Below are 11324 nucleotides of genomic sequence, written 5' to 3' on the forward strand. Positions count from 1 at the left end.
GCTCAGCCCTCGATGCGCTGGGGGTGGGTGAAGATGTCGAAGCCGTCGCCGCGCGCGCGGCCGATCAGCGTCAGGCCCGCGGCCTCGGCCCAGGCGATGGCAAGGCGGGTGGGCACGCCCGCCCCGATCAGCACCGGGGCACCGAGCCGCACGGTCTTCTGCACGAGGTCCACCGACAGGCGCGAGGTCATCGCGACCGCCCCCCCGTCCGGCGCGATCCCCGCCCGCGCCACGGCCCCGCCGAGCTTGTCGAGCGCGTTGTGCCGCCCCACGTCCTCGCGCACCATCACCGCGCCGGGCGTCCAGAGTGCTGCGGCATGGATGCCCGGCGTGCGCCGCCAGAGCCGCTGCCCGTCGCTCAGCGCCGCCATCGCGGCGGCCACCGTCGCGGGCGCAAGCCGGGTGTCGGAGCGCACTGGGCGCACCTCGGGCAGCGCCGCGGCGATGCTGTCCACCCCGCAGAGGCCGCAGCCGACCGGGCCGACCATGCTGCGCCGCCGCTCGGCCAGCCGCACGGAAAGGCCGGGGCGCAGCCACAACCGCGCCTCATGCGCGGCCATGCCGGGGACGGGGGCCGCCACCTCGAGCGTCTCGGCGTGGGTCACGTCGGCGGGGCTGTCGATCAGCCCCTCGGTCAGCGCGAATCCCAGGGCGAGGTCGCCGAGGTCATGCGGCGTCGCCATCAGCACCGCCTGCGAGGCGCCGTCGATGACGATCGCCACCGCGGCCTCCTCGGGCGGCACAGCGGGGCGGTCCTCGCCCGTCACCCACGCCCCCTCGCGCCAGCGCCTGAGCGGGCGGCCGGGCGCCGGGGCCCTGACGGTGCCGGTCCCGCTCATTCCGCGGCCGGCAGGATGCGGCGGGCCATTTCGGCGTGGCTGCGATACGCCTCCTGCCACTCGGAGGGGCCGTTCGAGGGGCTGACCTGCACCGCCGTGACCTTGAACTCGGGGCAGTTGGTGGCCCAGTCTGAGGCGTCGGTCGTCACCACGTTCACCTGCGTCGTCGGGTGGTGGAAGGTGGTGTAAACCACACCCGGCGCCACCCGCTCGGTGATCTTCGCGCGCAGCGTGGTGTCGCCGGCGCGGCTCGCCACCCGCACGGTGTCGCCGTCCCGGATGCCGCGCGTTTCGGCATCTGCGGGGTGGATCTCCAGCAGATCCTCGGCGTGCCAGATCAGGTTCTCGGTCCGCCGCGTCTGGGCGCCGACGTTGTACTGGGTCAGCACCCGCCCGGTGGTCAGCAGCAGCGGGAAGCGCGGGCCAGTGCGCTCGTCGCTCGCCACGTATTCGGTGTGGATGAAACGCCCCTTGCCGCGCACGAAGCCGTCGACGTGCATCACCGGGGTGCCCAGCGGGGCCTTGTCGTTGCAGGGCCACTGGACCGAGCCCACCCGGTCGAGCAGGTCGAAGCTGACGCCGGCGAAGCTGGGCGTGGTCAGCGCGATCTCGTCCATGATCTCGGACGGGTGACGATAGTCCCAGGCCGCGCCCATCGCGTTCGCCAGCGCCTGCGTGATCTCCCAGTCCGCGAGCCCGTTCCGGGGCGGCATCGCCCGGCGGACCATGTTGATGCGCCGCTCGGCGTTGGTGAACGTCCCGTCCTTCTCGAGGAAGGTCGAGCCCGGCAGGAACACATGGGCGTAGTTTGCGGTCTCGTTCAGGAACAGGTCCTGCACGATCAGGATGTCGAGGCTCGCCAGCGCCGCCTGCACATGGGTCGTGTCGGGGTCGGACTGCAGCACGTCCTCGCCCTGGCAGTAGAGGCCGCGGAACGTCCCCTGGGTCGCCGCGTCGAACATGTTGGGGATGCGCAGCCCCGGCTCGTCCGACAGCGGCACGCCCCAGACGCGCTCGTAAAGCTCGCGGGTCTCGGTGTCGGTGACGTGGCGGTAGCCCGGAAACTCGTGCGGGAAGGACCCCATGTCGCACGAGCCCTGGACGTTGTTCTGACCCCTGAGCGGGTTCACCCCGGTCCCCGGGCGGCCGATGTTACCGGTCAGCATGGCGAGGTTGGCAATCGCCATGACCGTGGTCGAGCCCTGGCTGTGCTCGGTCACCCCCAGCCCGTAGTAGATCGAGGCGTTCGGCGCCCCCGCATAGGCCCGCGCCGCCTGCCGGACCAGATCGGCGGGGACGTGGGTCGCCGCCTCGACCGCCTCGGGCGCGTGGCGGGGGTCGAGCAGGAAGTCGCGGTAGGCGAGGTATTCGTCCCAGTCGCAGCGTTCGCGGATGAAGGCCGCGTCCTCGAGCCCCTCGGCCACGATCACATGGGCCATGGCGGTCAGCACCGCGACGTTGGTGCCGGGCAGCAGCGGCAGGTGCAGCGCCGTGCTCATGTGCGGCGAGTTCAGCAGATCGATCCGCCGCGGGTCGAGCACCACTACCCCCGCCCCCTGCCGCAGCCGGCGGCGCAGGCGCGAGGCGAAGACCGGATGCCCCTCGGTCGGGTTGGCGCCGATGATCAGCGCGAGGTCGGTCTCTTCGACCGAATCGAAGTCATGGGTGCCGGCCGAGGTGCCGAAGGTCGTCTTGAGCCCGTAGCCGGTCGGCGAATGGCAGACCCGCGCGCAGGTGTCGGTGTTGTTGTTGCCCATCACCGCGCGGGCGAGTTTCTGGACGAGATAGGTTTCCTCGTTGGTGCAGCGCGACGAGGTGATGACGCCCACCGATTCGCGCCCGTGCGCCGCTTGCGTCTCGCGCAGGCGGCGGGCGGCGAAGGCCAGCGCCTCCTCCCACGAGACGACCCGCCAGGGGTCGCGGAAATCCTCGCGGATCATCGGGTTCAGGATGCGCTCGGCGTGGGTGGCGTAGCCCCAGGCGAAGCGGCCCTTGACGCAGCTATGCCCGCGGTTGGCCTTGCCGTCCTTCGACGGCACCATCTTCACCACCGTCTCGCCGCGCAGATGGGCGTCGAACGAGCAGCCCACGCCGCAATAGGCGCAGGTCGTCTTGACGATCCGGTCGGGCGTGCCGATGGCGATCTGGGTGTTCTCCTGCAGCGTCGCGGTCGGGCAGACCTGCACGCAGGCGCCGCAGCTCACGCAGTCCGAGCCGAGGAAGTCGTCCGACGCCATCCCGGCCGAGACGCGGCTGTCGAATCCCCGCCCCTCGATGGTCAGCGCGAAGGTCCCCTGCACCTCGTCGCAGGCCCGCACGCAGCGCGAGCAGACGATGCATTTCGAGGGATCGAAGGTGAAATAGGGGTTGGACTGGTCCTTGGGCCGCCATTCGGTGTTGGGCGCGTCGCCCGCCCGCGCGTGGACGTGGTTCAGCCCCGGCGCATAACGCACCTCGCGCAGGCCCACGGCGCCGGCCATGTCCTGCAACTCGCAGTCCCCGTTCGCCGCGCAGGTCAGGCAGTCGAGCGGGTGGTCGGAGATATAAAGCTCCATCACTCCGCGGCGGATGCGGGCCACCTCGTCGGTCTGGGTGCGGACCACCATCCCCTCGGCCACCGGCGTGGTGCAGGAGGCGGGCGTGCCGCGCATCCCCTCGATGGCGACGACGCAGAGCCGGCACGAGCCGAAGGCGGTGACGTGATCGGTGGCGCAGAGCTTCGGGACCGAGATCCCGGCCTCGGCGGCGGCGCGCATGACGCTGGTGCCGGCCGGGACGGTCACGGCGATGCCGTCGATGGTCAGCGTCACCTCGATGTCCGACCGCGAGGCGGGGGTGCCCATGTCGCGGGTCCAGTCGGCGGGGGGGATGACGAAGTCCTTCATTCCGCAGCCTCCTGTGCGGCGCGAGCGGTGAAATCCTCGGGCCAGTGGGTCAGCGCCGACATCACCGGATAGGGCGCAAAGCCCCCCAGCGCGCAGAGCGAGCCCCATTTCATCGTGTGGCAGAGGTCGGTCAGCACCGGGATCATGCCCGTGTCGCCGGCCGCGATCCGGTCGATCGTCTCGACCCCGCGGACCGAGCCGATCCGGCAGGGGGTGCATTTGCCGCAGGATTCGATGGCGCAGAACTCCATCGCAAAGCGGGCCTGCGCGAGCATGTCGGCGGTGTCGTCGAAGACCACGATGCCGGCGTGGCCGACCAGCCCCTCCTGCCCCGCGAACTCCTCGTACCCGAAGGGGGTGTCGAAGAGCGCGGGCGGGAAATAGGCGCCCAGCGGGCCGCCCACCTGCACCGCCTTGACCGGCCGCCCCGAGGCGGTGCCGCCGCCGATCCCCTCGACGATCTCGCCGAGCGTCAGGCCGAAGGCGACCTCGTAAAGCCCGCCGTGGCGGACGTTGCCCGCGATCTGCAGCGGCATGGTCCCGCGCGACCGGCCGATGCCGTGGGCGGCATAGGCGGCGGCGCCGTGGGCCATGATCCACGGCACGGTGGCGAGCGAGAGCACGTTGTTGACCACCGTGGGGCGGCCCATGAACCCCTCGAGCGCCGGGATCGGCGGCTTGGCGCGGACGATGCCGCGCTTGCCCTCGAGGCTGTTGAGAAGGCTCGTCTCTTCGCCGCAGACATAGGCGCCGGCGCCGACGCGGACCTCGATGTCGAAGGCCAGCCCCGAGCCGAGGACGTCCGGCCCCAGCACCCCCGCGTCGCGGGCAAGGCGGACCGCCGCCTCGATCACCCGGATCGCGTCAGGGTATTCGCTGCGCAGGTAGATGAAGCCCCGGGTCGCGCCGACGGCCACGGCGGCGATCGCCATGCCCTCGATCAGCACGAAGGGGTCGCCCTCGATCAGCATCCGGTCGGCGAATGTGCCGCTGTCGCCCTCGTCGGCGTTGCAGACGATGTATTTCTGCGGCCCCGCGGCGCGGGCGACGGTGGCCCATTTGATGCCGGTCGGGAAGCCCGCCCCGCCGCGGCCGCGCAGGCCCGAGTCGGTGATCTCGGTCACGATCCGGTCCGGCGCGGCGAGCGCGGCGTGCAACCCCGCGAGACCGCCCTGCGCCTCGTATTCGGCCAGCGACAGCGGGTCGATCACCCCCACCCGGGCAAAGGTCAGCCGCGTCTGCGCCGCCATCCACGGCAGCGCCTCGACCGGGCCGAGCGCCAGCGGATGATCCGCCCCCTCGTCCTCGAACAGCCCCGGCACGGCCTCGGGCGTCATCGGGCCGAAGCCCATCCGCACCCCGTCCCGCTCGACCTCGACCAGCGGCTCAAGCCAGACCATCCCGCGCGAGCCGTTGCGGATTAGCGTCAGCGGCTCGCCCCGGCGCGCCGCCTCGGCGCGGACCGCCTCGGCCACCGCATCGGCGCCGAGCGCGCGGGCGGCGGCGTCGCCGGGCACCCAGACCCGCATCACGCCCGCCCCCCGGCCAGCGCCAGCAGCCCCGCCGCCGTGGCCCGCCCGACCAGCCGGTCGTCGAACTGCGCCGCCGGCCCGCAGGCGCAGAGCCCGAGGCAGAACACCGGCTCGAGCGTCAGCGCCCCGTCGCCCGAGGTCTGGTGCCAGTCGAGCCCCAGCGCCACGCGCAACTGGTCGGCCAGCGCGTCGGCGCCCACCGACTGGCAGGCCTCGGCCCGGCAAAGGCGCAGCACGTGGAGGCCGGCGGGGGCGGCGCGGAAATCGTGGTAAAAGCTGACGACGCCGTGAACCTCGGCCCGGCTCATCGCCAGCGCCTGGCCGATCAGCGGCTGGGCCGCCTCGGGGATGAAGCCGAACTCGGCCTGCACGTCGTGCAGGATCGGCAGCAGCGGCGCCTCGCGCCCGGCGTGGCGGGCGATGATCGCCTCGATCCGCGCGGCGCTCTCGGGGTCGAGGGGGCGGGCGCGGGGCTGGTTCGGCAGCACGGGGACCGGGTCGGTCGGTGCGGGATCGGGGTTGGCTGGCATCGTGGCTCCGCAATCGGTGACGCAGGGTAACGCCCGAGCGATAGAGCAATCAATCTGAAACCATCGTCTTACGATAGACGAAAGCTATCGGCCGAGGCCGTCCGTGCGACCTGCACCAGCGCCTCGACCAGCGGCGGCTGCGGCGCGCGGTCGGCCACGACGAGTCCCACCGCGTGGCCCGCCCCGCCGGTCAGCGGCCGCGCCGTCACCCCTCGCGGCAGCGGCAGGCCTTCGGCCAGCGCCTGCGGCAGGATCGCGGCCCAGGCGCCCGTGGTGACATGGGACAGGATCGCCAGCATCGAGTTCGATTCGACCCGCGGCGCGGCGGGCACGCCCACCTGCGCCAGCTCGCCCGCGACGATCCGGCGGTTCTGCATGTCGGGCGTCAGCAGGCACAGCGGCCGGGTCGCCGCCTCCTCCCAACTCGCCGGGTCGGTGCGGGCCGAGCGATCCACGAGGCACAGCGTCTCGACGAACAGCGGCACGGTCTGGACCCGCCCGAGCGCCGGGGCGTCGAGGTAGCTGACCCCGGCATCGAGTTCGAGCGCGGCGATCTGGTCGCGGATCTCGTCGGCCGAGCGCGACAGGATCGCGACCTCCGCCCCCGGGTGGCGGGCGAGGAACGGCGCGGTCAGCCCGGCAATGCGCGGCATGGCGGTCGGGATCACCCCCAGCCGCAGCCGCCCGGTCACGCCGGTGCGGCGGGCCTTGAGCTCAGCCTGCATGGTGCGCGCGTCGCCGACGATCCGCCGCGCCCAGTCGAGCACCCGCTCACCCTCGGGCGTCAGGCCGCGATAGCGCGACCCCCGCCGCACGAGCTGCACCCCAAGCTGATCCTCGAGCGCCTTGAGCGCCGAGGACAGCGACGGCTGGGTGATCCCCAGTTCCTCGGCGGCGCGGCCGAAATGCTCGGTCCGCGCCAGCACCATGAACATGGCGAGGCGGTCGATCATCGGCGCCCCGCCGGGCGCGTCTTTCTGGCGTCAATGCGCCGGGGTCCGGGGCAGCGCCCCGGTCCGGCGGCAGCGTCCGCGCGGGTCAGATCAGCTCGACCGACCAGCGCTCGATCACCGTGTTGGCGAGCAGCGTCTCGCACATCCGCCCCACCTCGGCCTCGGCCGCGGCAGGGTCGGTCGCCTCGAGGTCCAGCTCGATCACCTTGCCCTGCCGGACCCCGGTGACGCCCGAGAACCCGAGGCTGCCCAGCGCGTGGCGGATCGCCTCGCCCTGCGGGTCCAGAACGCCGTTCTTCAGCATGACGGTGACGCGGGCTTTCATCGGTTTCCCCTCAGTTGATGAGCGTCGGCTTGACCGGCGCGGCCGCCGGCATGACGCCGAGGCGGCGGGCGACCTCGGTATAGGCGTCGGTAAGGTTGCCGAGATCGCGCCGGAACACGTCCTTGTCGAGCTTCTGCCCGGTCTTCATGTCCCACAGCCGGCAGCTGTCCGGGCTGATCTCGTCGGCCACCACGAGGCGCATGAAATCGCCGTCCCAGATCCGCCCGATCTCGATCTTGAAGTCGATGAGCTTGATGCCGACCCCGTAGAACACGCCGGACAGGAAGTCGTTGACCCTGAGCGCGAGGCTGATGATGTCGTCCAGATCCTGCTGGCTCGCCCAGCCGAAGGCGATGACGTATTCCTCGCTGACCATCGGGTCGCCGAGTTCGTCGTTCTTGAAGCTGTATTCGACGATCGGGCGGGGCAGCTGGGTCCCCTCCTCCATCCCCAGCCGCTTCGCCAGCGAGCCTGCGGCAAAGTTGCGCACGATCACCTCGAGCGGGATGATCTCGACCTGCCGGATCAGCTGCTCGCGCATGTTGATGCGGCGGATGAAGTGGGTCGGCACGCCGATGTTGCCCAGCCCCTGCATGAAATACTCGGACAGGCGGTTGTTCAGCACGCCCTTGCCCTCGATCACCGCCTTCTTCTGGGCGTTGAAGGCGGTGGCGTCGTCCTTGAAGTACTGGATGAGGGTACCGGGCTCGGTGCCCTCATACAGGATCTTGGCCTTGCCTTCGTAAACCTTCTTGCGCCGCGGGGCCATGATCGCGCCTTTCGTCCTGGGCTAGGGCAGAGTGTCGCGTCCCCCATAGCGCCGAACCCCGCAGGGGGGCAATACGGGCCGGGGATGCCCGGCGGGCAATACGGGGTTGCGGGACCGCGCCCGCGCGCGCATATGGGGCGCGACCCCAAACCCGGAGGCCATGATGACCACTTTCGACGACCGCGAGCGTTCCTACGAGGCCAAGTTCGCCCATGACGCCGATCTGCGCTTCAAGGCCGAGGCGCGCCGCAACCGCCTGCTCGGCGAATGGGCGGCGGGGCTTCTGGGAAAGACCGGCGATGAGGCGCGCACCTATGCGCTGACCGTCGTCACCTCGGACTTCGAGCAGCCGGGCGAGGACGACGTGTTCCGCAAGGTGGCGGGCGACCTGGCCGGCAAGGCCGACGAGGCGACCGTCCGCGCCAAGATGGCCGAGCTGCGCGCCGAGGCCCGCCGTCAGGTCGTGGACGAGGCCTGAGCCCCAGCACCCGCGCGGACGAACCCGAGGGGGCCCTTGCGGCCCCCTTTTTCGTGCCGCGGGTCAGGCCACCCCCGCGGCGTGCTCGACCCGCGGGTAGAGCCGCGCCATCGCGAGCCCGCGGGTGGCGTTCAGGATCATCAGCGCCGCCCACAGCCCGTGGTTGCCCATCAGCGGCGGCAGCACCAGCAGCGCCACGACATAGACCGCCACCGACTGGATCATGGCGACCCGCATCTCGCGGGTGCGGGTGGCACCGATGAAGATGCCGTCGAACATCCAGCTGGCGATGCCGATGGCGGGGGCGAGGATCAGCCACGGCAGGCTGTCGCGCGCCGCCGCCCGGACCTCGGGCGAGGTGGTCAGCAGCTCGATGATCGCCCCGCCGCCCGCGGCAAAGACCAGCCCCATCGCCAGCGCCCCGCCCACGCCCCATTGCGAGGTCAGCACCGCCGCCCGCCGCACCCGGTCCGGCCGTCGCGCGCCCACCGCCTGCCCGACCAGCGATTCGGCAGCGAAGGCAAACCCGTCAAGGGCATAGGCGGTGATCTCGAGAAACTGCATCAGCACCTGGTTGGCGGCGAGCGTCACGTCGCCCTGCCCCGCGCCGAGGAAGACGAAGGTGGTGAAGCTCGCCTGCAACAGCACCGAGCGGACCATGATGTCGCCGTTGACCGCCACCATCCGCCGCAGCACGTCCCCGGCCCACAGCCCGCCATGCGCCAGCCCCGCCCGGATCGCGTCGCGGGCAAGCCACGCCGCCAGCGCAAAGCCGCAGCTTTCCGCGATCAGCGTCGCCACCGCGACCCCCTGCACCCCCCAGCCGAGGCCAAGCACGAACACGAGGTCGAGGGTGATATTGATCACGTTGATCAGCATCTGCACGCCGAGAATCGCGCGGGTGCGCTCGACCGCGATCATCCAGCCGGTCAGCGCATACATCCCGATGGTGAAGGGCGCGCCCCAGACGCGGATGGCGAGGTACTGCCGCGCCAGCGTCTCGACCTCGGCCGAGGCGGGGGCGAGGCGAAAGGCGCCGGCCACCAGCGGCGCCTGCGCGGCGATCAGCACCAGCCCGGCGACCAGCCCGATGCCCAGCGCCCGGACCAGATGCGCGCCGCTTTCGCCCGCGTCGCCCCCCCCGTGGCTCTGCGCCACCAGCCCCGAGGTGCCCATCCGCAGGAAGCCGAAGATCCAGTAGATCGAGGCGAGGATCACCGCCCCCACCCCCACCGCGCCGATCGGGGCGGCGGCGCCCATCTGCCCCACCACCCCGGTATCGACCGCGCCGAGCAGCGGGATGGTGGCGTTCGACAGCACGATCGGCCCGGCGATGGCCAGCACCCGGCGATGGGTCAGGGGCCGGTCGCCCCCGCCCGCCGCCGTCGCCGCGCCGTCCGGGCCGGGCGTGGCCACGCTCAGCCGCGCGGCATCAGGAAGTGGCCGGTCGCCTGCGCGAAGAGGCGCGCCCGGTTGTCCTGCCACGCCTCGACATGGACGCTCGCGTAGCGCCGCCCCTGCCTGACCACCCGGGCGCGGGCATAGGCGTCGCGCGCCAGCCCCGAGCGCAGGTAGTCGACGCTGAAGTCGATGGTCTTGGGCAGCCGCGGCAGGGTCTCGGGGCGCTCGGGGTCGGGGGCGACGCGCCCGGCCTCGAGATCGCCCCACATCGCGGCCCAGGTCAGCTCGACGATGGCGGTCGTCTCGAGGAACGCGGCCGTGGCCCCGCCGTGCAGCGCCGGCAGCATCGGGTTGCCGATCAGCCGCTCGGCAAAGGGCAGCGTCGCGGTCAGCTCATCCCCGCGGCGGTCGAAGCGGATGCCCAGCCACGCGGCATAGGGCATCCCGTTGACCAGCGCGCCCAGCGCCATGTCCCGGCGCGCCTTGAGCTGCGCCAGCGGCTCGTTGCGGTCCCCGGTCATCGCTGCCACTCGACGGTGAAGCTGCCGGTCGCGGTGGCGACGGGGGGCCCGTCGGTGCCGTCATGGGCGACGGCGCGCACGAACGCGACCGCGCGCGCCATGTGGAAGCACTCGGCGCGGGTCCGCACCGCCTGCCCCGGCGCGGCCGAGCGCAGGTAGTCGATCCTGAGGTCGATGGTGGCGGTCGTGGCCGGGCGGTTCGGGTGAACCAGCACCGCGCCCCCGCAGCAGGTGTCCATCAGCGCCGAGACCACGCCCCCGTGCAGCACGCCCGTCGCCGGGTCGCCGACGAACTCGGCCCGCCAGGGCATCTCGAGCTCGACCATCCCGGGGGCGGCATCGACCACCCGCATCCCCAGCGCCTCGGCGTGGGGCACGACGTCAAGGAAGCGCTGCATCATCTCGCGCGGGTCGGCGGCACCGCCGCTGTCGGGCAAAAGCTCCATGTCCGCGGGTGTCCTCTCGTCCTGGGGCCGTGGGTCCTGCGATCAGTGCCCCGTCCCGGCGCCGCCCGCAAGCCGGGGCGGCACTGCGGCATGGGCTTGCGCCCGGCGCCGCATCAGCGGAAAGGTTGAGGTCGCGGGCCGGCCACGCTAGGCTCGCTCATCGGTCACGGGGACGCACGGATGCACGACGAATCCTACATCAGTTTCAAGGATATGTGCGCCATGTTCGACGTCACCCCGCGGACGTTGCGCTACTACGAATACATCGAGCTGCTCAGCCCCCGCCGCGAGGGCCGGGCGCGCTGGTACGGCCCGCGCGAGATCGGGCGCATGAAGCTGATCATGCGCGGCCGCCGCTTCGGCTTCTCGCTCGAGGACATCCGCCAGTGGCTGCTGATCTATCAGCAGAAGGGCACCCGGGCGCAGTACGAGGTGTGGGTCGACCTGGCGACGCGGCAGCTCGACGCGATGGCGACCCAGCGCGACGAGATCGAGGCGGCGATGGCCGACCTCAGGACGCTTCGGGACGAGACGCAGCGTCTCATCGCCGGGCTGGACGACGAACCCGGGCGCGACGCGCCCGAGGCCGACCCGGACAAGGGCTGACAACGCCCTGATCCGGCTTGTCTTTTGGCGGCCGGGACG

At 72.0% G+C, this 11324-nt stretch carries 12 protein-coding genes; 2 read left to right on the top strand and 10 right to left on the bottom strand.

Annotated elements, in window-relative coordinates; all coding sequences use genetic code 11:
- Positions 1–2: 2 nt before the first annotated feature.
- The 7 genes from fdhD to purC all read right to left on the bottom strand — a co-directional run bounded on the left by fdhD (position 3) and on the right by purC (position 7833).
- Positions 3–839, bottom strand: a complete 837-nt coding sequence (gene fdhD, locus ACFHYO_RS02720; protein ID WP_394318201.1) for a formate dehydrogenase accessory sulfurtransferase FdhD — start codon at positions 837–839, stop codon at positions 3–5.
- The gene (gene fdhF, locus ACFHYO_RS02725) at positions 836–3724 is read right to left on the bottom strand and encodes a formate dehydrogenase subunit alpha (RefSeq protein ID WP_394318203.1); all 2889 of its coding nucleotides are present in this window, start codon (positions 3722–3724) and stop codon (positions 836–838) included. Before fdhF ends, fdhD begins: the two co-directional genes overlap by 4 nt.
- A complete protein-coding gene (locus ACFHYO_RS02730; RefSeq protein WP_394318205.1) occupies positions 3721–5253 on the bottom strand; it encodes an NADH-ubiquinone oxidoreductase-F iron-sulfur binding region domain-containing protein in 1533 nt (510 codons plus the stop codon). Before ACFHYO_RS02730 ends, fdhF begins: the two co-directional genes overlap by 4 nt.
- Positions 5253–5786 carry a formate dehydrogenase subunit gamma gene (locus ACFHYO_RS02735; RefSeq protein ID WP_394318207.1) on the bottom strand — a complete coding sequence of 178 codons (534 nt, stop codon included), beginning with the start codon at positions 5784–5786 and terminating at the stop codon, positions 5253–5255. Before ACFHYO_RS02735 ends, ACFHYO_RS02730 begins: the two co-directional genes overlap by 1 nt.
- A 68-nt stretch (positions 5787–5854) precedes the next feature.
- Positions 5855–6739 carry a LysR family transcriptional regulator gene (locus tag ACFHYO_RS02740; RefSeq protein WP_394318209.1) on the bottom strand — a complete coding sequence of 295 codons (885 nt, stop codon included), beginning with the start codon at positions 6737–6739 and terminating at the stop codon, positions 5855–5857.
- Positions 6740–6824: 85 nt separating this feature from the next.
- Positions 6825–7064 (bottom strand): phosphoribosylformylglycinamidine synthase subunit PurS, encoded by a 240-nt coding sequence (gene purS, locus ACFHYO_RS02745; RefSeq protein ID WP_036701910.1) that lies wholly within the window; start codon positions 7062–7064, stop codon positions 6825–6827.
- Between the two features lie 10 nt (positions 7065–7074).
- Positions 7075–7833, bottom strand: coding sequence for a phosphoribosylaminoimidazolesuccinocarboxamide synthase (purC, locus tag ACFHYO_RS02750; RefSeq protein ID WP_036701908.1), 759 nt, complete (start codon positions 7831–7833; stop codon positions 7075–7077).
- A 163-nt stretch (positions 7834–7996) separates the two neighbouring features.
- On the opposite strand from purC, the gene ACFHYO_RS02755 reads away from it, so the two are divergent.
- Positions 7997–8311: a DUF1476 domain-containing protein gene (locus ACFHYO_RS02755; protein ID WP_036701937.1), complete on the top strand. Its 315-nt coding sequence runs from the start codon at positions 7997–7999 to the stop codon at positions 8309–8311.
- A 63-nt stretch (positions 8312–8374) separates the two neighbouring features.
- Here ACFHYO_RS02755 and ACFHYO_RS02760 read toward each other — a convergent pair whose 3' ends face one another.
- Genes ACFHYO_RS02760 through ACFHYO_RS02770 form a run of 3 tightly spaced genes read right to left on the bottom strand, consistent with a single transcriptional unit; the run spans position 8375 to position 10679 of the window.
- Positions 8375–9727: an MATE family efflux transporter gene (locus ACFHYO_RS02760; RefSeq protein ID WP_394318212.1), complete on the bottom strand. Its 1353-nt coding sequence runs from the start codon at positions 9725–9727 to the stop codon at positions 8375–8377.
- 2 nt (positions 9728–9729) lie between these two features.
- Entirely contained in the window at positions 9730–10233 is a 504-nt protein-coding gene (locus tag ACFHYO_RS02765; protein WP_036702100.1) for a PaaI family thioesterase, read from the bottom strand.
- Positions 10230–10679, bottom strand: a complete 450-nt coding sequence (locus ACFHYO_RS02770) for a PaaI family thioesterase (RefSeq protein WP_394318214.1) — start codon at positions 10677–10679, stop codon at positions 10230–10232. Before ACFHYO_RS02770 ends, ACFHYO_RS02765 begins: the two co-directional genes overlap by 4 nt.
- 180 nt (positions 10680–10859) lie before the next feature.
- Here ACFHYO_RS02770 and ACFHYO_RS02775 point away from each other — a divergent pair, with 180 nt between their 5' ends.
- Positions 10860–11285: a MerR family transcriptional regulator gene (locus ACFHYO_RS02775; RefSeq protein ID WP_036702104.1), complete on the top strand. Its 426-nt coding sequence runs from the start codon at positions 10860–10862 to the stop codon at positions 11283–11285.
- Positions 11286–11324: the final 39 nt, after the last annotated feature.

It is taken from the genome of Paracoccus panacisoli (assembly GCF_042435015.1).
GTDB lineage: Bacteria > Pseudomonadota > Alphaproteobacteria > Rhodobacterales > Rhodobacteraceae > Paracoccus > Paracoccus panacisoli.